This window comes from Negativicutes bacterium (assembly GCA_018052945.1).
Taxonomy (GTDB): Bacteria; Bacillota; Negativicutes; order JAGPMH01; family JAGPMH01; genus JAGPMH01.
In genome coordinates this window covers 36987-59304 of sequence record JAGPMH010000003.1, presented here as the reverse complement: position 1 = coordinate 59304, position 22318 = coordinate 36987, and the positions used below count along the sequence as shown (strand labels likewise).

15 protein-coding genes and 4 tRNA genes are annotated in these 22318 nt (G+C 34.3%); 17 read left to right on the top strand and 2 right to left on the bottom strand.

The window, feature by feature from the left end; translation table 11 throughout:
* Window positions 1-244 precede the first annotated feature (244 nt).
* The 4 genes from recO (at window position 245) to KBI38_01080 (ending at window position 4383) form a co-directional block, all read left to right on the top strand.
* Window positions 245-988 (top strand): DNA repair protein RecO, encoded by a 744-nt coding sequence (recO, locus tag KBI38_01095; protein MBP8628661.1) that lies wholly within the window; start codon window positions 245-247, stop codon window positions 986-988.
* Window positions 989-1009: 21 nt separating this feature from the next.
* A complete protein-coding gene (locus KBI38_01090) occupies window positions 1010-1177 on the top strand; it encodes a hypothetical protein (protein ID MBP8628660.1) in 168 nt (55 codons plus the stop codon).
* Between the two features lie 274 nt (window positions 1178-1451).
* Window positions 1452-2336, top strand: coding sequence for a glycine--tRNA ligase subunit alpha (gene glyQ, locus KBI38_01085; protein ID MBP8628659.1), 885 nt, complete (start codon window positions 1452-1454; stop codon window positions 2334-2336).
* Window positions 2329-4383, top strand: coding sequence for a glycine--tRNA ligase subunit beta (locus KBI38_01080; protein ID MBP8628658.1), 2055 nt, complete (start codon window positions 2329-2331; stop codon window positions 4381-4383). The genes glyQ and KBI38_01080 overlap by 8 nt, the downstream gene beginning before the upstream one ends.
* 112 nt (window positions 4384-4495) lie before the next feature.
* Here the strand turns inward: KBI38_01080 and KBI38_01075 are convergent, their stop codons facing one another.
* The gene (locus KBI38_01075) at window positions 4496-4975 is read right to left on the bottom strand and encodes an organic solvent tolerance protein OstA (GenBank protein ID MBP8628657.1); all 480 of its coding nucleotides are present in this window, start codon (window positions 4973-4975) and stop codon (window positions 4496-4498) included.
* Window positions 4976-5093: 118 nt separating this feature from the next.
* On the opposite strand from KBI38_01075, the gene KBI38_01070 reads away from it, so the two are divergent.
* The 7 genes from KBI38_01070 (at window position 5094) to KBI38_01040 (ending at window position 9642) form a co-directional block, all read left to right on the top strand.
* A complete protein-coding gene (locus tag KBI38_01070; GenBank protein MBP8628656.1) occupies window positions 5094-6089 on the top strand; it encodes a deoxyguanosinetriphosphate triphosphohydrolase in 996 nt (331 codons plus the stop codon).
* A gap of 201 nt (window positions 6090-6290) precedes the next feature.
* A complete protein-coding gene (locus tag KBI38_01065; GenBank protein ID MBP8628655.1) occupies window positions 6291-8084 on the top strand; it encodes a DNA primase in 1794 nt (597 codons plus the stop codon).
* A gap of 43 nt (window positions 8085-8127) precedes the next feature.
* A complete protein-coding gene (gene rpoD, locus KBI38_01060) occupies window positions 8128-9243 on the top strand; it encodes an RNA polymerase sigma factor RpoD (protein MBP8628654.1) in 1116 nt (371 codons plus the stop codon).
* Between the two features lie 61 nt (window positions 9244-9304).
* Window positions 9305-9380, top strand: a tRNA-Asn gene (locus KBI38_01055).
* Window positions 9381-9387: 7 nt separating this feature from the next.
* Window positions 9388-9462, top strand: a tRNA-Ile gene (locus KBI38_01050).
* Between the two features lie 19 nt (window positions 9463-9481).
* Window positions 9482-9556, top strand: a tRNA-Glu gene (locus KBI38_01045).
* A gap of 10 nt (window positions 9557-9566) precedes the next feature.
* Window positions 9567-9642 (top strand) — tRNA-Val (locus KBI38_01040).
* A gap of 102 nt (window positions 9643-9744) precedes the next feature.
* Here KBI38_01040 and purB read toward each other — a convergent pair.
* On the bottom strand, window positions 9745-11100 hold the full coding sequence (purB, locus tag KBI38_01035) for an adenylosuccinate lyase (GenBank protein MBP8628653.1): 1356 nt from the start codon (window positions 11098-11100) through the stop codon (window positions 9745-9747).
* A 183-nt stretch (window positions 11101-11283) separates the two neighbouring features.
* Between purB and rlmN the strand changes: the two genes are divergently transcribed.
* From rlmN to KBI38_01005, 6 genes are all read left to right on the top strand, one after another.
* Window positions 11284-12339 (top strand): 23S rRNA (adenine(2503)-C(2))-methyltransferase RlmN, encoded by a 1056-nt coding sequence (gene rlmN / locus KBI38_01030; GenBank protein MBP8628652.1) that lies wholly within the window; start codon window positions 11284-11286, stop codon window positions 12337-12339.
* Window positions 12340-12456: 117 nt separating this feature from the next.
* Entirely contained in the window at window positions 12457-13617 is a 1161-nt protein-coding gene (locus KBI38_01025; GenBank protein MBP8628651.1) for an efflux RND transporter periplasmic adaptor subunit, read from the top strand.
* Between the two features lie 13 nt (window positions 13618-13630).
* Window positions 13631-16762 carry a multidrug efflux RND transporter permease subunit gene (locus KBI38_01020; protein ID MBP8628650.1) on the top strand — a complete coding sequence of 1044 codons (3132 nt, stop codon included), beginning with the start codon at window positions 13631-13633 and terminating at the stop codon, window positions 16760-16762.
* A 164-nt stretch (window positions 16763-16926) separates the two neighbouring features.
* Entirely contained in the window at window positions 16927-18861 is a 1935-nt protein-coding gene (gene htpG / locus KBI38_01015; protein ID MBP8628649.1) for a molecular chaperone HtpG, read from the top strand.
* A 120-nt stretch (window positions 18862-18981) separates the two neighbouring features.
* Complete coding sequence (locus KBI38_01010) at window positions 18982-20268, top strand: DEAD/DEAH box helicase (protein ID MBP8628648.1); 1287 nt, start codon at window positions 18982-18984, stop codon at window positions 20266-20268.
* A gap of 166 nt (window positions 20269-20434) precedes the next feature.
* Window positions 20435-22312 (top strand): cyclic nucleotide-binding domain-containing protein, encoded by a 1878-nt coding sequence (locus tag KBI38_01005; GenBank protein MBP8628647.1) that lies wholly within the window; start codon window positions 20435-20437, stop codon window positions 22310-22312.
* Window positions 22313-22318 lie beyond the last annotated feature (6 nt).

The window sequence follows — 22318 nt, the reverse complement described above, 5'->3', positions numbered from 1 at the left end:
GTAAAATATAAAGAGGTAATTTATAATTACCTCTTTATATTTTACCGAAAATGCGTTATTCTATATTATAGATAAATGATTCCATATTTTTAATATCCAGATTGAGAAGGAGAGATGTCTGATGTTGAAAGAAGTTATGTGGGGAATTTTTAAGAGTACTGGTCGTATCGAGGATTATTTGAATTATTGTCAATGTTTAAAAAAAGTGGCAAACCAGTAATAGTTTAGAGTAATAGGGGTTTATATGTCGATTTATTCCACGGAAGCAATATTGTTGGCAGTGCGAAACTTTGGTGAGGCTGATAAAATTGCGACATTGTTTTCTAAAGAGTACGGAAAGATTTCAGCAGCAGCGTATGGTTGTCGTAGACCTAAAAATAAGCTGGCTGGTGCAATGCAAATTTTTAGTCAATTAGAATTGAGCTTAGCTGAGGGTAACAATATTGACGTTATAAAACATTGCGAGGTTAAACTTTCTAATGTTCAAGTGCGTAATGATTTAGAAATGATGGCATATGGAATGTTTGTAGCAGAATTGATTATTGAATTTTATCCTGATAAGCAAGAAGACAGTGCAATGTATGATTTGCTATTAGGGGTAATTCAATTATTATCGCAGAAAAACCCTCGGTTGGTTGCTTTAGCGGCAGGTTATCAAATCTTAAATAAAAGTGGTTGTCAACCAACTTATGATTCCTGTTTATGTTGTGGAAAGTTGGTTGGTGATGATTTTCATTTTTCTTATGAAAAAGCCGGAGTTGTTTGTCGTGATTGTCGAGAGTTTGAAAGTATGAGCATTGATTTGAAAATAGTAGAATTTATCAATCATTTGCTATCATTGGATTGGTATAATCCCCAAAGTTTTACCGTTAATGGTAAAACTTTGGTAGATGCGGAAAAATTATTAATTGGTAATTTATCGTTTGTATTGGAAAAACCTTTAAAATCAATTGCTTTTATTAATCAGTTAACAAATTTACCCAAATAAGAGTATTGAAGGTGGGGAAATATGGAAACTCAAACACAATGTTTACCGGGAGAGTGTCCGTGTGTGAAGTTGCAATGTCAACATCACGGCAATTGTTATGCTTGCATAAAAGCGCATCGTGATAAAAATAGTATTGTGTTTTGCTTACGCGATATTGTAAATAAACGTTCGTTGACATTAAATAGTTGATTTGATAAAATAAATTCATTATGGTGATGAGAGAAAATAGTAACCTAACAATATAAAGCGAGTCAAGGATGGTGTGAGCTTGACAAGTTATAGGTGAAGGCATTCTTGAACTGCAAGAGGAACGCTGTTAACAGTTAGTAAAGCTTGTGATAAAATAAGGTGGGCATTAGCCAATCAGGGTGGAACCGCGGGTATAACATCTCGTCCCTGTAACTATTACTAGTTACAGGGCGAGGTGTTTTTTGTTTTTTATTATAAGGGGGAATTAATAATGATGACTTTTCAGGACATTATCCTGACTTTACAAAATTTTTGGGCAGGACAAAATTGTATCTTATCACAGCCTTATGACGTTGAAAAAGGTGCCGGAACCATGAATCCGTCGACTTTTTTGCGGGCGTTAGGACCGGAACCATGGAATGTAGCTTATGTTGAACCATCACGCCGTCCGGCTGATGGGCGTTATGGTGAAAATCCTAATAGATTATTTCAACATCATCAATTTCAAGTTATTATGAAACCATCGCCTGATAATATTCAAGAGCTTTATTTAGAAAGTTTGAAAAAATTGGGGATTAAACCGGAAGAACATGATATCCGTTTTGTTGAAGATAACTGGGAATCACCGACTTTGGGGGCTTGGGGCTTAGGTTGGGAAGTATGGCTGGATGGGATGGAAATCACCCAATTTACTTATTTTCAACAAGTTGGTAGTGTTGACGTAAAACCTGTTTCAGTAGAGATAACATATGGTTTAGAACGTTTAGCAATGTATATTCAAGGAAAAGAAAATGTTTATGATTTAGAATGGGTTAATGGTGTTACTTATGGTGATGTATTCCATCAAAATGAAGTAGAACAATCACATTATAATTTTGAGTTAGCTGATACTGAACTGTTATTTAATTTATTTGATATGTATGAAAAAGAAGCGGTAAGAATAATTGAGCAAGGCTTTGTTTTACCAGCTTACGATTATGTATTAAAATGCTCACACACTTTTAACTTACTAGATGCTAGAGGCGCAATTAGTGTTAGTGAACGCACGGGTTTTATCGGTCGTGTACGGAATATGGCCAGACTATGCGCGCAAGGTTATCTTAAGCAACGAGAAGAATTAGGATATCCGCTGTTAAAAGGAGGTAAAAAAGATGAGTAAAAACTTATTACTGGAAATTGGAACGGAAGAAATACCGGCTAGATTTATGCCGAATGTTTTAAAACAGTTAGAAAGTTTAGCGACAGATAAATTAAAGCAACTACGAATTCAATTTAAGGTTGTAAAGGTTTATGGAACGCCAAGAAGAATGGCCCTAATGGTTGAAGGTCTTGCAGAGAAACAAGCTGATATTTCGACTGAGAGTAAAGGTCCATCGATAAAAGTGGCCTTTGATGGTGAAGGAAAAGCTACGAAAGCGGCACAAGGTTTTGCCAGAGGGCAAAATGTAGCAGTGGAAGAGCTGTTTGTAAAAGATGATTATGTTTATGCAAAAATTAATGAAACTGGCAAAAACGTTGAGGAAATATTACCAGAATTATTAGTTGAAATAATAAACAGCTTAAATTTCCCTAAAAATATGCGTTGGGCTGATTTAGAAATGAAATTTGTTCGTCCGATTAAGTGGTTAATTGGCTTGCTCGACAATGTTGTAATTGACTTTGAAATTGCCGGTGTGAAAAGTGGGAATGTTAGTCGTGGACATAGATTTTTAAGTTCCGGTGCAATAACAATAAATAATGCCACTGAATATGTTGAAAAAATGGCAGAAAACTTTGTTATTGTAAATCAAGAACTTCGCCGTTCAATGATTTTACAGCAAATTGAAGAGCTAGCTGCTAGTAAAAATGGTAGAGCTGATATTACTGAAGATTTGCTAGAAGAAGTAGTATATTTAGTAGAATATCCTACCGCTTTATGTGGTGTCTTTGAAGAAAAATATTTAAAACTGCCACCGGAAACTGTTGTTACACCGATGCGAGAACATCAACGCTATTTCCCAGTTAAAGATGCTAATGGTTCATTAATGCCGATGTTTATTACAGTCCGCAATGGGGGGGCTGAGCATTTAAATATTGTGCAACATGGTAATGAAAGAGTCTTAAGAGCTAGATTGGCTGACGCACAATTTTTCTTTGAAGAAGATTGTAAGGTTCCATTAATTGATAGATTAGATAAACTTAAAACGATAGTGTTCCAAGAAGGCTTAGGCACTATTTATGATAAAGTTATGAGAATAAAAGAATTAGCTGCTTTTATTTTAGGTGAAGTTGATGCTAATATGACTGAGCTTGTTACAGTAGAAAGAGGCGCAATTCTTGCTAAAACCGACTTGGTTACAGGGATGGTTTGTGAATTTACCGAGCTTCAAGGTTTGATGGGTAAAGAATATGCATTGCTTAATGGCGAAACACCGGAAGTGGCTAACGCTATTTTTGAACACTACTTACCACGCTTTGCTGGGGATGAATTACCTGAGTCTGTTGCTGGAAAAATGCTGAGTATTGCTGACAAAATAGATAATATTGTTGCTACGTTTAGTCGTGGTCTTATTCCAACGGGTTCACAAGACCCTTATGCATTAAGACGCCAAGCGCTGGGAATTGTTAATATTCTGATAGCTGCTAAATTTAATGTATCGATTAAAGTAATTGCTGAAAAAGCGATGGAACTACTTAACATTACGGATACTGTACAAAAAAATACTTTATTGACCAGTCTTGAAGAGTTTTTTGCGTTAAGAATCAAAAATGTACTATCTGATGAAAATGTTCGTTATGATATTATTGAAGCAACGTTAAATAATATTGATGATGTGTATTTAGCATATTTAAAGGCACAAGCGTTGGTGAAAACTATTGACAATAATGAAATGCCAAAAGCGATCCAGGCGTTTGTGAGGGTGGGTAATTTAGCGAAAAAAGCAGAGTGTGCAGACGTTAGTATTGATTTACTGCAAAATGATGCTGAAAAAACACTTCACAAGGCCTATCAGGTTGTTAGTGATAAAGTTGAAACTTTGATCGCTGAGTTTGACTATGTTGCGGCGATTAATGAAATGGTAAATTTAACTCAACCGATAGATGAGTTTTTTGCTAATGTAATGGTAATGGATGAAAATGAAGCTATCCGCAATAATCGCTTGGCATTATTAAATAAAATAACAATGATGACAATGCAAGTAATTGACTTTAGTAAAATTAAATAAAAATATATGGTTAAGCTGTAATGGCTTAACCATATATTTTAACCTCTTATAAATGTATGTTTGGGGTTAGTGATATAAAGATAAGGGTATGATGAAAATCATACCCTTATCTTTATAAAATACTATTTGTCGTAAAGTTATAATTTAGTTCATTGCTACTTGAGCTTGCCCCATCTTTTTCGACAACAACATTGTTTTTAAAAACAGCAATTTTAGTTTGCCAATTATATATCGCGGTTTCAGCTGTTATCTTTAGGTTGCTACGTTCTAAACAAACATTTCCGCTTATTGTGGCGCTTTTTTCAGCGTTATTAGCATAGACGCTGTCGCCGGTTAAAGTAACATCATTTTGCGTTAACTTGATAGATCCATCAGCCCAAACTTCCATTGATAACATACTAACTTTGGCTTTATCAGCAGTAATTATTCGATCACCGGTTTCAATATAAACATTACCGGTTAAGATATAGGCGGCATTGTTAATGTCAAAATAAGTATTGTCGGCAGTTATTTTCGGTTTTGCGGCAAAGCAGGAAGTGCTTACTGTCAATATAATTAGGAAGGTTAATAATAAAAAAATATTTTTTTTCAAAATTCATCAGTCCTTTCTACGCTCATTATAACAAAATAATTTATAAAAGTAATTAAAGTTATTTGTGGGCAGGCTTTTTTTATTTTATGTGTAATATTAAAAAAAGGAGGTTGGTGCTATGACTGTCAGAGAGTTTTTAGAAGAACGTGAACATAACATTTTATCAGCATATGCCGCGAAAAGTAGTGCTGCCGTAAGAAATATACCGGAAGAAAATTGTTGTTATCGAACGGCGTATCAACGAGATCGAGACCGGATTATTCATAGTAAGGCTTTTCGACGTTTAAAGCATAAGACTCAAGTTTATATTGCTCCCGGTGATCATTATCGTACGAGAATGACACATAGCTTAGAGGTTTCACAAATTTCGCGGACGATTGCGAGAGCGTTATTATTGAATGAAGATTTAACAGAGGCGATTTCGCTCGGTCATGATGTTGGACATACACCCTTTGGACATTCCGGTGAAGAAGCGTTGCAACAAGTGCTTGGACATTTTAAACACAATGAACAAAGTATCAGAGTTGTTGAGTGTTTGGAACGTAATGGTAAAGGACTTAATTTAACAAAAGCAGTGTTGGAGGGTATTTTAAATCATACTGGCGCTGATAATGCGGTTTGTTTGGAAGGTAATATTGTTAAGACGGCGGACCGAATTGCTTATTTATGTCATGATTATGATGATGGCTGTCGGGCGGGACTTATCACTGAAGCCATGTTGCCGAGAACCGTGCGAAAAATATTTGGCAAAACAACCTCACAGATGATTACAATCATGGTAGCAGATATGATTAATCAATCTGCCAATAAAAGCTATATCACCATGTCTGAAGAAATAACCTTAGCAATGGCTGAATTTAGACAGTTTATGTTTGAAAAAATTTATCATTCTATCAATTTAGAAGAAGACCGAATGAAAGCACAATTTATAGTAGAAACTTTATATCATTATTTTATGAAAAGACCAGAAAAGTTACCGGCAGAATTTTTGGAGCGAGAAGAACGCTATGGTTTAAAGACAACTGTGGTAGATTATATTGCGGGACTAACTGATTTGTATGCCATAAATTTATTTGAAAATATTTTTATTCCGGCAAAAGGTGTTGCAAAATAAGGTCATAAGAAAAATAACTAGTATAAACAAAAAATGTTAATAATGTCAATACTGAAAAAGGATATTTTGAATTTGTATTGAATACTCATAATATAAGAAAAAATAACAAAATATTAATGGAGAAAAAAGAAGGAAAATGTAAAACTTTATCGAAAAGAAGTATGATAGGTAGTTTTCTAATGGTTCACAAAGGATGAAAACATGAAAGATATAGCGTACGAAGAGTTTATAGAACGTTTGCGCGAAGAAAGTGATATTGTTGCAATAATTTCTGAATATGTTTCATTGAAAAAAAATGGTAAAAATTATTGGGGTTGCTGTCCGTTTCACAGTGAAAAGACGGCATCTTTTTCAGTTACGCCGGACAAAGGCTTTTTTTACTGTTTTGGTTGTCAAGCCGGAGGGAATGTTTTTAATTTTATAATGAAAATTGAAAATATTACTTTCTTTGAAGCGACAAGAATGTTGGCGCAAAAAATAAATCTTCCGTTACCGCAAAAAGAGAAAACCAAAGAAGAGCTATTAAGAGATAAGCAAATATCTTTATTGTATAAAATAAATGCGACTGCCAAGGACTTTTTCTTTGCGTGTTTAACGAAAACTAATTATGGAAAAAGTGCTACAGCATATTTAAAAAAACGTGGACTGTCAGATGAAGTGATTAATGAATTCCAGCTGGGCTTTGCTCCGAACTATTGGGATAAGTTATCGCAAGCTTTTGTTAAAAGAGGCTTTACCGAAACTGATTTATTGCAGGCTGGATTGGTGTTGGAGCGAAAACAAGGCGGTATTTATGACCGTTTTCGTAATAGAGTTATTTTCCCGATTACAGATGAAAAAAATAGAGTAATCGGTTTTGGGGGAAGGGTTCTGGATGACAGTTTACCGAAGTATTTAAATTCACCGGAAACTGTCGTTTTTAATAAACGACAAACTTTATTTGGTTTAGCTAAAGCTGGTAAATATATCAAAGAAAAGAATCAGGCGTTAATTGTTGAAGGCTATATGGATGTTATCTCAGCTTATAATGCGGGGATAAAGAATGTTATCGCATCGTTAGGAACATCTTTTACAGTAGAACACGGCAAGAAATTACTGAAGTATACTGATAATTTTATTTTTGCTTATGATAGTGATAATGCCGGACAAAATGCTACCTTACGAGCGCTTGCTATTGTAAAAAAAATTGGTGCTAAGGTTAAGGTTTTAAGTATTCCTGATGGTAAAGATCCTGATGATTATATAAAAAAATATGGTACTGAAGCTTTTCAAGGATTAATCGACAGTGCTAAACCGCTATTGGAATATCAAGTTGATAAAACGTTGTCTGAAATAGATTTTACTGGACTAGAAGGAAAAGTGGCGGTTGTAGTAAAATTAGTGCCAATCTTAGCGGAAACTGATAATGCAGTAGAAGTTAATTTGCACATTGCTGCAATTTCGCAAAAACTAGGAATTGATGAAGCGTCTATCCGTAGCGAATTGCAGAAATATTTACAAAAAAATAATAAGAATTTAGGCAATAGGGTTAGCACTATAACGCGCTCAATGGTAACTGTTGATAATGCTGTTATTATGGCAGGACGCAACTTAATCCAAGTGCTTTGGAACGACAATTCCAAAATAGATTATGTTAAAGATAAATTAAATTTGTCGGAATTAAATAATGAACAGCATCAAGAAATTTTAAAAATAATTTTCCATTATGCCACCGAAAAACTTGCTTTCAATGAAATTAATATTGGTCAGCAGTTGTCGGAAAAAGCTAATGCAGAACTATCTTGTAGTTTAATGACGGAACTTCAAGTAGCTGATGATATGAAATTTATTGATGATTGTCTCAAAACTATTCACTTAGCCTATTTGAATTATCAGTATGAACAACATCGGTTAAAAGCTGATGAATTAGAACGTATGGGGGAAAGCTCTTTTTTGCAGGAATTAGCAGAAAGTCAGCGAATAAAGAATGAGATTAAAAAAATATATAATGAATGAAATAATATTTAAACAAGGTTAAATGTAGAAAGGAGGGGTGCACATGTCAGAGAAAAAAGTTACTCCCAATTCCAATACAATGGAGATAATTGAAAAGTTAATCAAAAAAGGTAAAAAACGTGGTGGCGTATTAACTTATGCTGAAATAATGGATGTATTACAAAGTGAAGAGTTATCACCTGATGAAATTGATGATATATATGAAGTTTTTACTAGCAAAGGTATTGAGCTAGTTGATGAAATAAATGAAAATGATCCGTTAGAAGACAGTGAAATTGATGAAAATAATTCTGAAGAAATTGATATAGATTTATCAATCCCTGAAGGTATCAGCATTGATGACCCGGTGCGAATGTATCTTAAAGAGATTGGCAGAGTGCCTCTATTAACGGCTGATGAGGAAATTTGTTTGGCAAAAAGAATGGAAGAAGGCGATGAGGAAGCTAAACGTCGTTTGGCAGAAGCTAATTTGCGTCTTGTTGTAAGTATTGCGAAGCGTTATGTTGGTCGTGGAATGTTATTTTTAGATTTAATACAAGAAGGTAATTTAGGACTGATAAAAGCGGTAGAAAAATTTGACTATAATAAAGGTTACAAGTTTAGTACTTATGCAACTTGGTGGATTAGACAAGCTATTACTAGAGCAATTGCTGATCAGGCTCGAACTATCAGAATTCCCGTACATATGGTTGAAACTATCAATAAATTAATTAGAGTTTCACGTCAATTATTACAAGAACTTGGTAGAGAACCGGCACCGGAAGAAATAGCGAAAGAAATGGAGATAACAGTTGAACGGGTTCGCGAGATCATGAAAATAGCGCAAGAACCAGTGTCACTGGAAACTCCGATTGGTGAGGAAGAAGATTCCCATTTAGGCGATTTTATTGAAGACCAAGATGCTCCGGCACCAGCAGAAGCGGCTTCATTTATGTTGTTAAAAGAACAATTAGAAGAAGTTTTAGAGACATTAACACCACGAGAAGAGAAAGTTTTAAGATTGCGATTTGGCTTAGATGATGGTAGAGCTAGAACTTTAGAAGAGGTTGGTCAAAGTTTTGGTGTTACCAGAGAACGTATTAGACAAATTGAAGCAAAAGCTTTAAGAAAATTACGTCATCCAAGTCGTAGTAAAAAACTCAAAGATTTCTTAGAATAATTCAGATAAATGTATTGACGAAACGATAATAATACTATATAATATTAATCGTTGATAACGTTCCTTGATAGCTCAGTTGGTAGAGCAATCGGCTGTTAACCGATCGGTCGTAGGTTCGAGTCCTACTCAAGGAGCCATTTATTTGGGCCTATAGCTCAGTGGTAGAGCAACCGGCTCATAACCGGTTGGTCCCTGGTTCGAACCCAGGTGGGCCCACCATTTAAATAGTTATTAATATGGCCCGTTGGTCAAGCGGTTAAGACACCGCCCTTTCACGGCGGTATCAGGGGTTCGATTCCCCTACGGGTCACCAAATTTAATATGGGTGATTAGCTCAGCTGGGAGAGCGCCTGCCTTACAAGCAGGATGTCGGCAGTTCGATCCTGTCATCGCCCACCATATGAAATTAAGGACTAGCGATAGTCCTTTTTTATATTTCATTTAAAAAAGTGCTAATAAAAAAAGGAATTAACTTTTGGTTAATTCCTTTAAAATATAATATTAAATATTTTTTAGCAAGCTACCAGCGATACCAACATAAGTGCTTGGTGTTAATGCTAATAATCTGTCTTTATCAGCTTGTGGTAATTCAATACTATTAATAAATTCTTTAATTTCAACCTCGCCGATTGTTTTACCGCGAGTAATTTCTTTTAACTTATCATAAGGATTAGTATGACCGTGTTTTCTCATAACTGTTTGCACAGCTTCAGAAATAACTTCCCAAGCATTTGTTAAGTGAGCATCTAGTGCTGCTTGATTTTCTAAAGTTTTAGCAAAACCTTTAGTTGCATAAACTAGTGCTAAATATGAATGACCAATACCGGCACCAATATTGCGTTGTGCTGAAGAATCACTTAAATCACGTTGTAACCGAGAGATTGGCAATTTATTAGCTAAATGGTCAAGTAAGGCGTTGCTTAATCCTAAGTTAGCTTCTGAGTTTTCAAAGTCAATAGGGTTAACCTTATGTGGCATTGTTGAAGAACCAACTTCACCTTTGATTGCTTTTTGTTTAAAGTAGTTTAGTGAAATATATAGCCACATATCGCGGTTAAAATCTAATAAGATGTTATTGAAACGACTGATAGCGTGGAAACATTCAGCCATATAATCATGTGACTCAATTTGTGTTGTTAGAGGATTATATTGTAAGCCTAAACCTTGAACAAAATTACAGGATAATTCTTGCCAGTTAATTTCTGGATAAGAGATGCTATGAGCATTAAAGTTACCAACAGCGCCGTTGAATTTTCCTAAAAATTCTAGGTTGGCAATTTGTTTTAATTGTCTATTCCAGCGATAAACAAATACTGCTAATTCTTTACCTAAAGTTGTTGGTGATGCCGGTTGGCCGTGAGTATGAGCTAACATTGCAACATCTTTTAAACTTTCGGCTCTAGTGGCAACATCAGCTACTAATTTTTCTGCTGCTGGTACCCATACTTTTTGCACACCTTCTTTAATCATTAAAGCATAAGATAAATTATTAATATCTTCGGAAGTACAAGCAAAATGTAAAAATTCAATAACATCAACTAATGATGTTTCTGATAAAGTATTGCGTAAGAAATATTCAACAGCTTTAACGTCATGATTAGTAGTTTTTTCGATATCTTTAATCTTTTCCGCAGAAGTTAAATCGAAATTTATAACGATATTTCTTAAGAATGTGATTTCTTCGGCGCTAAAAGAACGCACCTCTTTAATTTGTGGATTTTGTGCCATGGTAATTAACCATTCAACCTCAACATGAGTGCGGTATTTTAACAAGGCCCATTCAGAAAAATAATCACCTAATGGTTGTGTTATGGCACCATAACGTCCATCAAGCGAAGTTAAAGCTTTAATTGTCATAAAAATATATCCCTCTCTCACTATAAAATAATCTATGTAAAGCATAGTTACATATTGATATAAAAACTCCATTACCATTTTAACATCATTGTCAATAATCTTCTATGTTAATTTTTAGAGATTATTATATTTTTCACAAATTTATTATAAAATATAATTTAAGGACAAAATAAGAGGTGTGTTATGAAACAAGAATATATTTACAATTTAACTTTACCTGACTTAATCATATTTTCAGAAAAAGAGGGCTATACCAAGGGGAATGCACTAGCACTTTGGAAAAATCTTTACCGTAATAAAGTTGAAAGCTGGGCAGAATGCGTTAATGTCAATGAAAAATATCTAACGGCTATTAAAAAGCAGTACTCTTTACAATTACCACAAGTTAAGATAAAAAGAATTGCAACTGATAAAACAGTTAAGTTTTTATTAGAATTGTCAGATGGTAATTTAATAGAAAGCGTACTAATGCACAACAAGTACGGAATGTCACTTTGTATAACTTCACAGGTTGGTTGTAATATGGGGTGTAGTTTTTGTGCTAGTGGTTTGCTAGGGAAAAAACGTGATTTAATGGTCGGTGAATTTATCAGTCAAATTATGGTGGCTAATCAATATATTAAAAAAAATATAGCTAGTGCTAAAGTTGTTACAAATGTTGTCATAATGGGGATTGGTGAACCGTTTGATAACTATGAAAATTTTAAAAAAGCGGTAACTATTTTAAAGGAAGAAAACGGGTTAGCTATTGCTAGTCGCAAAATTACAGTATCGACAAGTGGCTTAAGCCCCCAAATAATAAACTTTGCCAATGATAATATTAATATAAATTTAGCGATATCACTACATTCACCCAATGATGAAATGCGTAGCAAAATTATGAAAGTAAATAAGGTGTATGACATAAAAAATTTAATGGGTGCTGTAGATTATTATCTAGAAAGAAGTAATAAAAGAATTACCTTTGAATATATTTTATTTAAAAATATTAATGATAATTTAGAATGTGCGCGAGAATTAGCAAAACTAATTGGCTCTAGAACCAAAAAGATCAGTGTAAATTTAATACCATATAATGAAGTTGATGAATTTTCACAATATCAGCGTAGCCTCAAAGAAACGGTTTTAAAATTTTATGACGAGCTTAAGAAAAACTGTATTAATGTTAGTATTCGCTTGGAATATGGTAGTGATATTGAAGCTGCTTGCGGACAGTTACGTAGCAACCAATTGCAGTAAATAGATGCTAAATATGTATTTCTACCAAAAATAAACCTATTCAAAATAAAATTATTGGTGTAAAATTGAATTAGTTTGAAGTCGAATAATTTTTTTATTTAGACACAAGGAGGGTAAATAGTGATTGTAAACAAGAAGGTAAAAGTGATTAGTTTAGCATTGATAGTAGTGTTAGCAACAGCGGCTTTTTTTGGCTGCGGAAACCAACAAGGTGCTAAACCAGGACAAGCAGTTCCTGTTAAGGCTATGAATGTCATGCAAAAAGATACTCCACTGGTATATGAATATGCTGGTCAGGTTAAAGCAAAGAATGAAGTAAAGGTACAAGCTAGAGTATCAGGAAATATTGTAGAAAAATATGTTTCCGGTGGTGAAATGGTTCGTAAAGGACAACCTTTATTTAGAATCGATTCGCGTCAATATGAAAGTGTTGTATTATCAGCTAAAGCTCAATTAGCACAAGCGGAGGCTAATCTTAGCAATTCAAGGTTAGATACTCAAAGATACCTTGCGTTAGCAGCACAAGAAGCTATTGATAAGCAAAAACTTGACACGCAACAGTCGGTGGAAAGTCAACATGCGGCAGTTGTGGAATATAATAGAGCAAATGTGCAAAAAGCAACAGATGACTTAAATGATACGCTAATAGTAGCGCCAGTTGACGGAAGACTGGATGTTAATGAATTGAGCGTTGGAAATTACGTGCAAAGTGGCACTACTACTTTAGCTACAATTTCCTCTACGGATCCTGTTTTTATACAATTTAGCATGAGTGAAAATGAATATTTATCATTGGCGAAAAACCACCAAAATGGTTTTACCGAAAAATGGGGCAATAATGTCACTATTACTCTAAGTGATGGTACTGAATATCCGTTAAAAGGGGCTGTAGAACAAGTTGACAGTACTCTAGCAAATAATTCAGGTACATTAACATTAAAAGCGTTGTTTGGCAATCCTAATAAAATTTTAATTCCGGGGATGTTTGCGAGAATTAAGATGACCGGTGAAATGAAACAAGGGGCATTGTTGATTCCGCAACGCGCAGTTCAACAAGTTTTAGAAAAAACTTTTGTCGTAATTGTAGGAGCGGAAAATAAAGCGGAAATGAAAGAAGTTAAAATTGGTAGTAGAGTTGGAAGCTTCTTTATTGTGGAGTCCGGTATAACAGCAAATGATGTGATTGTTGTTGAAGGCTTAAATAAGGTTCAAAATGGAGCTCCTTTGGCCGTGGAAATGGTGACAGCAGAACAACTACAACTGTCAACCAACATTTAAGGGGGCGTTATTAGTGGCTAAGTTTTTTATTGAAAGGCCGATATTTGCAATAGTTCTATCGATTATGATTGTTCTAGCGGGAACAATCGCCGGTTTGAATTTACCGATTGCACAATATCCACAAATACAACCACCGACAGTAACTGTTGGAACTACTTATGTTGGTGCGAACTCTGATGTTGTTAACAAAACAGTAGCACAAGTTATTGAACAACAAATTAATGGCATTGAAGGTATGAACTATATGAGTTCAAGTAGTGCTGATAGTGGGCGCTACAGTTTGACAATTCAGTTTGAGTCTGGGGTTAATGGTGATATTGCCTCGGTGCAAACACAAAATAGAGTGGCGCAAGCTAATGCCAGCTTACCAAGTGAAGTTCAACAAGTTGGAATAACAACCAAAAAAGCTTCAGCAGATATGGCGTATATGGTAGCGTTATATTCACCGGACAATACCTTTGATGATGTATTTTTAAAAAATTATGCCGATGTATATTTGTTTGACTCGTTAAAACGAGTTAAAGGCGTTGGCGATATTATGGTATTTGGTGCTGATTTTTCAATGAGGGTTTGGCTTAATCCTGATAAATTGGCAGAATTAAACTTAACGGTTGCGGATGTTTCTAAAGCTTTAAAAGAACAAAACGTTCAAGCGCCGGCGGGCACGATTGGGCAATTACCGGCACCAACCGGGCAGGAATTTCAGTATACCGGTAAAATTCAAGGTCGATTGGCGACAGTGCAAGACTTTGAAAATGTTATTGTAAAGGCCAAACCGAATGGTTCGTTTGTTTACTTAAAAGATGTAGCGAGAATTGAAACCGGTGCAAAATCAATTGATTTTATCAGTAAAATGAATGGTAAGCCTTCAATTGGTTTTGGGATTCAATTAACTAGTGATGCTAATGCGCTTGACACTGTAACGGAAGCACGAAAAGTTGTAGAAGAAGCAGCGAAAAGTTTCCCAAGCGGTATGGAATATAAAGAAATTGTTGATAACACTGAATATATCAGAGAATCAGTAGCCGAAGTTATCAAGACTTTATTTGAAGCATTGCTATTGGTATTATTAGTAGTATTTTTATTCTTACAAAGTTGGCGAGCGACTTTAATTCCAATGTTAGCAATTCCGGTATCACTAATTGGTACCTTTGGTGCATTTATTATAATGGGCTTTTCGATTAATACTTTGACTTTATTTGCCATGGTATTAGCGATTGGTTTGGTTGTTGATGATGCGATTGTTGTTATTGAAGCAGTTGAACATCATATGCGCTACAATGGTTTAAGCCCTAAAGCTGCTACGGCGAAGGCAATGGAAGAAGTTGCCGGTCCGGTTGTGGCGATTGCCTTTGTTTTGGCATCGGTATTTATTCCAGTAGCCTTTTTCGGCGGAATGATGGGGATTTTGTACAAACAATTTGCATTAACTATTGCTGTATCAATGGGCTTATCGGCCTTTGTGGCATTGTCTTTGACTCCAGCATTATGTGCAATGATGTTAAAACCACATGATCCTAATGCTCATCAAGGTTTCCTTGGGAGATTTTTTGATAAATTCAATACTTGGTTTGAAGCGAAAACAGAATCTTATGGTGAAACTGTGGCTAATTTAATTGGCAAGGCTAAACTTGGGGTATTGTTTTTAATAATTTTAATAATTTTAACCGGGGCGCTATATAAAATGGTTCCGACAACTTTTGTCCCGGAAGAAGATCAAGGGTACTATGTTACTTCAGTGTCTTTACCGGAAGGAACTAGTTTAAATAGAACCGAAGAAACAGTGGATAAAATTGCAGCACAAATTGGCGAACAACCGGGAGTGGCCAGAACTCTTGCTATTTCCGGGTACGATATATTATCCGGTAGCACTAAATCAAGTGCCGGTAGTATTTTCGTTGGGCTTGAGCCATGGAGTGCAAGAAAGACTAAGGAAACACAAATTCAATCCTTAGTAATGCAAACAATGATGAACTCTGCTAAAGTTACCGAAGCTAATGTTATGGCCTTTAACTTACCGGCGTTACCGGGGTTAGGGATGGTTGGTGGCTTTACGATGATGGTTCAAGATATGACAGGTCATACTGACCAAGAATTAGATGAAGTTACAAAGAAAATTGTGGCAGCTGCTAATAAACGACCTGAAATATCAAGAGCGTATTCAACTTTTAAAATTAACTCACCTGGTTATGAATTTGAAGTTGACAGAGAAAAAGTTAAAAACTTAGGGGTTAATCTAAATGACGTGTTTAATGCATTACAAGTAAACTTTGGGGGCTTACAAGTAAATGATTTTAATCGTTTTGGTAGAACTTATAAAGTCGTAATGCAAGCTGATAGTCATTATCGTAATGAAGCTGATTTAACTAGATTTTTATTTGTAAAAAGTGAAACTGGTACGATGGTTCCACTTGATACTTTAATTAAACCGAAGAAAAATACTGCACCGGCAATTATTAATCGCTTTAATGCTGCCCGTAGTATTCAAGTTAATGGTTCCCCTGCGCCTGGTTATAGTTCAGGGCAAGCGTTGGCGGCAATGCAAGAGGTTGCTAATGAAGTGATGCCTACTGGGTTTAAATATGAATGGTCGGGGCAAAGTCGTGAAGAGCAAAAAGCTGGCAATAGAACCTTAGTGGTTTTTGCCTTGGCCTTAGTCTTTGTATTCTTGTGCTTGGCAGCGTTATATGAAAGCTGGAGTATTCCTTATGCGGTCTTGTTATGTGTACCGACGGGGATATTTGGAGCATTACTAGCGCAATATCTGAGAGATTTCCAAAATAGTATTTATATGCAGATTGGTTTAATCATGCTAGTGGGCTTGGCGGCAAAAAATGCAATTTTAATTGTGGAATTTGCTAAAGTCAGGGTTGATGATGGCATGGATCCGGTGAAAGCAGCTATTGAGGCTTCTAAACTTAGACTTAGACCGATTATTATGACTTCATTAGCCTTTATTATTGGTTGTGTACCATTAGCAATTGCTTCCGGAGCTGGAGCTGGAGCTAGAACGGCAATGGGTAATGCGGTAGTTGGCGGAATGCTTGTTGCAACGGTAATGGGAGTATTTTTGATACCGGTACTATTCATTATCATTGAAAAAATAACCGCAAGAATTAATAATATGTTTAAGAAAAAATCTTAAAAATTATAAAAATACACATTGACTATTTCATAGTCAATGTGTATTTTTTTTACTGAAATATTTATATAAAATATTGATTTTATTACAAAATAGCGTTATTATAATTAATGTACTTAGCACTCGACTTATTAGAGTGCTAACAAAAAAGGAAAAGGGGTTTAAATATGGCAAAAGAAATGAGAGAGTTCCAGGCGGAAACAAAACAATTATTAGATTTAATGATTCATTCAATTTATACTAATCGTGAGATATTTTTGCGTGAATTAGTCTCAAATGCTTCTGATGCTATTGATAAAATTCGTTTTGAAGCAATTAGTGATAAGGCGCTATTAGAAAATGATAGCGATTATGAAATATTTTTAATTCCGGATGAAGCAACAAAAACCTTAACGATTTCTGATAATGGTATTGGGATGACTTTTGATGAGGTTATTGAGAATGTTGGTACTATTGCGAAATCGGGAACAAAAGCTTTTTTAGAAAAATTAAAAGAAAAAGAACAAAGCGGTGATAAAGAGTTAATTGGTCAATTTGGTGTAGGCTTTTATTCTGCGTTTATGGTTGCTAAAAAAGTTACTTTGATAACCAGAAAGGCGGGCTCAACTGAAGCAGTGAAATGGGAGTCAACCGGTGATGGTACTTATAGCATTGAAAAAGTTGATAAAGAAAAACGTGGGACTACAATTATTTTAGAGTTAAATGATGAATTCTGCGGAATAAACCCGGAAGAAAATTTTACCAGCAATTATGTTATTGAAAGCTTAATAAAAAAATATTCGGATTATGTTCGCTTCCCTATTAAAATGAAGTTTGAAATAGAGGAAAAGCCGGTTGATGCTGAAGGCAAAGAAATACCAGAGGCTGAACTGATTAAAAAAGAAGAAATTAGAACATTAAACAGCATGAAACCATTATGGACAAAAAATAAAAGTGAGATAACAGCGGAAGAGTATAATGATTTTTATAAAGAATTATTCCATGATTGGGAAGATCCGCTAGAAATAATTCACACTAAAGCTGAAGGGACAGTGGAATATACAACATTATTGTATATTCCGAAGAAAGCTCCATTCAACTTATATCATCCCGAATTTAATGCCGGTATCCAGTTATATTGCCGTAATGTCTTTATCATGGATAAATGTGCAGATTTATTGCCGGACTATTTAAGATTTGTCCGCGGTTTAGTTGATTCACCTGATTTTTCGCTTAATATTTCCCGTGAGTTGTTACAACAAAGTCGGGAGTTAAAATTAATTGGTAAAAACTTAGAAAAAAATGTTTTAAAATCACTAGAAAAAATTATGGCTAAAGATCGAACAAAGTATGAAAATTTCTGGAGTGAATTTGGTAGAGCATTAAAAATCGGTATTTATACTGATCCACAGACACATGATAAATTAAAAGATTTACTATTATTTAATTCTTCTAAAGCAGAAAAAGGTTTAGTGAGTTTAAAAGAATATGTTGAAAGAATGCCGGAAAAACAGAAGGTCATTTATTATGCAACCGGTAAGGATTTAGCAACTATTGAAAAATTACCGCAAATGGAAGCGATTAAAGAAAAAGGGCTAGAAGTATTATGCTTATTTGATAATGTCGATGAGTTTGCTATTGAAGCGTTAAGAGAATATAATGATAAAAAATTCCAATCAATTAGTCGTGGTGATTTAGAACTTGATGATGTGGAAGCGGAGCAAGTTAAAAAAGAAACTGAGACTATTACTAAAGATAATGAAGCTTTAATTAAAGATATTAAAGAAAAATTAAGCGATAAAATTGCTGATGTAAAAATTAGTACTCGTTTAAAATCAAGTGCTGTTTGTTTAGTAAGTGATAATAATGGTATAAGCTTAGCGATGGAGCAAGTGTTAGCTGATGCTAATAATATGATGTTTAAAGCGAAAAGGATTTTAGAAATAAATCCTCATCATGAATTATTTTCTAAATTAAAGAATTTACATCAACAAGATCTTAAATCATCTGATTTTAAAGATTATTGTAATATGTTATATGATCAAGCGTTGTTAATTGAAGGTATTATGCCAGAGGATCCAATTGAATTTGCCAATAAAATAGCAAAATTAATGTCAAAATAATTAAAACACCAAGTTTTTCGTTAAGAGAGACTTGGTGTTTTAATTAATAATATTTACTGGCTTTTCAGAAAGTACTATGCTATATTAGTAAGGTTATAAAATCGTATAAAGAGGTGTAAGATGAGTTTTTTATCGTTAGGAATAAAACAAGATATAGATAATTTAATGAAACAAAATGGGATTAATGAGCCGACACCGGTTCAAGAACTGGCTATTCCGGTTATTTTAACTGGTCGTGATGTATTAGTGCAAGCACAAACCGGTACCGGAAAAACTTTAGCATTTTTATTACCGATGCTACAAAATATTAAAATAAGCTCACCGGCAGTGCAAGGTTTAATAATTACGCCAACGCGCGAATTAGCATTACAAATAACAAAGGTTGCTGAAAAAATCGGAAAGGTTAATGGTGTTAGAGTTCTTACGATTTATGGCGGTCAAGATATTGATCGTCAACTTAAGAAATTAAATGCTGCTCCGCACATTGTTATTGGGACACCGGGAAGAATTTTAGATCATTTGCGTCGCAAAACTTTGACAATAAATCATGTTAATAAATTAGTATTAGATGAAGCCGATCAACTTTTACACATGGGATTTTTAGATGAAGTTGAAGAATTAATCGTTAATACTGCTCCGGAGCGCCAAACGATGTTTTTTTCGGCGACTATTCCGGCAAAAATAAAAGCGTTATCGGTTAATTACATGAAAAAGCCAAAAGATTTAAAGGTTATGAGTAATAGTGTAACATTAGATGAAATTAATCAAATTATTGTTGAAACTAAAGAAGAATTCAAACTTGATAAGCTTTGTGGTCTGATTAACCAATATCAGCCCTATTTGGCGATGATTTTTTGTCATACAAAACAACGGGTCAGTAATTTAGTGGCAGAATTGGCACAACGCGGGTATTTGGTTGATGAATTACATGGAGATTTATCACAAGCAAAACGCAATCAAGTTATGAGAAAGTTTAGCACCGCTAAATTGCAAATTTTAGTAGCAACTGATATTGCAGCCAGAGGGCTTGATGTTGAAGGGGTAACCCATGTTTTTAATTATGATATTCCACATGATGTAGAAAGCTATATTCACCGAATTGGTAGAACGGGGCGAGCTGGTCAAACCGGTGTTGCGGTTACTTTTGTAAATCCACGGCAGCACGACTATTTAGCATTAATTGAAAGAGGTATTAAAGCTAAAATTGCTCGCGAAAAAGCTTCGCAAAAAAAAGCAATAATTGAGCAACATAAAGTTAAAGAAGCAAAAATTATTGAAGAAAGCAAAAAAAATACTGCTAAACCTAAACCATTTATTAAAAAAAATAGTTTGGCTGACAATAAAAAGAAAAAACATAGTGGTACTAATAATCGTAGCCGTCGTAAGGCGAAACCACAAAATAAATAAAAAGAAGCAAAAAGCAACAAGATAGCCTCTTACATAAGAGCTATTTTGTTGCTTTTTGTTATAAAAAGGCGAAGAAAAAACAAGATTGTAAGAATGGAATTTATTGTTTGTAAAAAATCATAATGGTATAATTTAACTAAGTTATCTTAAATGGAGTGTGGATACAATGACTTTTGAAGAAAAAATAAAACAATATTATCCGCCGAAAGAATATAGTGTAGGACTATTAACAAGTACTGAAGAAGAATTTATCAATAAAGAATATTCTGCTAGTGTCGAAGATGTTAAATTGATATCAAAAAGTCAGGCGTGGGTGCTAGATAATCAAGGGATTATTTCACCTAATTTTTGTATTCAAATTCTATTTAAAATTAGGGGTTTAATTGACATTAATAAAATCAAAAATAATATTAATGGATTAGTAAAAAACAATGAATTATTACGCAGTGCGTTCATCTTAAAGCAACAAGAGCGTGCCTTACAAATCATCCTTCAAGATCGAAGTCCGGAAATGACCTTTATAGATTTTACGAAAGATAAACTGACGGAATTTGAAATTGATGAAATTGTTGAAAATATTTTGGCTGCAGATCGGCGACGCTTTTTTGATTTAAAAAAAGACAGATTGCTTAGAATAAGAGTACTGCGTTTTGGGTATGCGGATTATGCTATTACCATCCAACAACCGCAAATAATAGCTGATGGCTGGGATGTTAGACATTTATTTGATGGAATTTTTAGTGAACAAGAAACCGATGATGTTTTGGCAAAAATGATTGCTCCTAAACGATATTCTTTTGCGCAGCATTTAGAGCGACGCAAGGACATTGATATTAGTAAAACTTTAGAATATTGGCAAAAGAAACTATATAACTTTACTGAAACAAAGTTGCCGGGGCATAAAGCTTGCAACACTTATGTTATGAATTCATTATTATTTGAAATTGATGATAAAATGTTTTCTTATATAAAAAAGCATTTAGAAAATAATACCAATGCGATTGTTTTATTACAAACTGCATGGGGGATAATGCTCCAAAAATATAACAAAGTAAATGATGCGGTCTTTCCGCTATTGTTATCGAATTATCGCGATGGAAAAGAAGATAATCTTGATTTTGTTAATATTATAAATTTGGTGCCGGTACGTATAAATGAAAGTGAAACTGCAAAGGTTAGTGATGTGGTTAAACGGCAGCAAGCAAACTTAATTTTAGCACGGGCTTATAGTGGCTGTAATATAAGAGAACTGGAGAATTTATTCAGTGGGAAAACTCTCTTTAATCACATGCTTAATTTTCATAGTTTTTATAAGCAAGAAAAATACACCCAAGCAGAGGTGGCGTTAGGTGTTAATGTAGTTAAATTATCATCTTATGATTGTTATAATTTAGATTTAGTAGTTGTTTTTCGGTTAACTAAGAAGATTCAAATTGAGTTTATTTATAATCGCGAAGCTTTTAGTGAAGTTCATATAAAAAAAATCAAGGAAGATTATTTTTATATTATTAATCAAATCTTAAAAGATCAAGGGCTGCCCCTTGGTGAAATTAATTTGCCACAAGATGTTTTAAATCCGGTGAAGCATGAAGAAAACTTAAAGTTAAATATTACTCAATTATTACGTAGTAAAGAAATATTTAGGGCATTATCTGATGTTGAATTAGGCTTGCTAATAAGAGGAATTGTGGTCAAGAACTATATTTATGGTGATATTATTTTAGCGGAAGGTGAAAAACAAGAATATCTATATCTTATTTACGATGGTGCGGTGGAATTGCGCAGAACGATAGAAAGTGGTTGGACGATGAAAATTGCAACAATCGAAAAAGGTGAATTTATTTCTTATGACGGTATTTTTGACAATAAAGAAAGTAGCTTAAGGGCACGAGTTGTATCGCAAGAAGCTACTATTATTGCAGTGCGTAACGAAACTGCTACTGAAATTATAAAAAATAATTATGACTTTGCTAAGGCAGTAATTCAATCTATTACAGCACAAGTTGATAAATTTCAACAATTATGGGTTGATAATAAAAACTGAGATATT

Excerpts from the sequence above, each read along its gene's own strand:
- KBI38_01010 (MBP8628648.1), top strand. The coding sequence starts at position 18,982 with ATGAGTTTTTTATCGTTAGGAATAAAACAAGATATAGATAATTTAATG.
- KBI38_01080 (MBP8628658.1), top strand. The coding sequence starts at position 2,329 with ATGAGTAAAAACTTATTACTGGAAATTGGAACGGAAGAAATACCGGCT.
- recO (MBP8628661.1), top strand. The coding sequence starts at position 245 with ATGTCGATTTATTCCACGGAAGCAATATTGTTGGCAGTGCGAAACTTT.
- purB (MBP8628653.1), bottom strand. The coding sequence starts at position 11,100 with ATGACAATTAAAGCTTTAACTTCGCTTGATGGACGTTATGGTGCCATA.
- glyQ (MBP8628659.1), top strand. The coding sequence starts at position 1,452 with ATGACTTTTCAGGACATTATCCTGACTTTACAAAATTTTTGGGCAGGA.
- KBI38_01065 (MBP8628655.1), top strand. The coding sequence starts at position 6,291 with ATGAAAGATATAGCGTACGAAGAGTTTATAGAACGTTTGCGCGAAGAA.
- htpG (MBP8628649.1), top strand. The coding sequence starts at position 16,927 with ATGGCAAAAGAAATGAGAGAGTTCCAGGCGGAAACAAAACAATTATTA.
- KBI38_01070 (MBP8628656.1), top strand. The coding sequence starts at position 5,094 with ATGACTGTCAGAGAGTTTTTAGAAGAACGTGAACATAACATTTTATCA.
- rlmN (MBP8628652.1), top strand. The coding sequence starts at position 11,284 with ATGAAACAAGAATATATTTACAATTTAACTTTACCTGACTTAATCATA.
- KBI38_01005 (MBP8628647.1), top strand. The coding sequence starts at position 20,435 with ATGACTTTTGAAGAAAAAATAAAACAATATTATCCGCCGAAAGAATAT.
- KBI38_01090 (MBP8628660.1), top strand. The coding sequence starts at position 1,010 with ATGGAAACTCAAACACAATGTTTACCGGGAGAGTGTCCGTGTGTGAAG.
- rpoD (MBP8628654.1), top strand. The coding sequence starts at position 8,128 with ATGTCAGAGAAAAAAGTTACTCCCAATTCCAATACAATGGAGATAATT.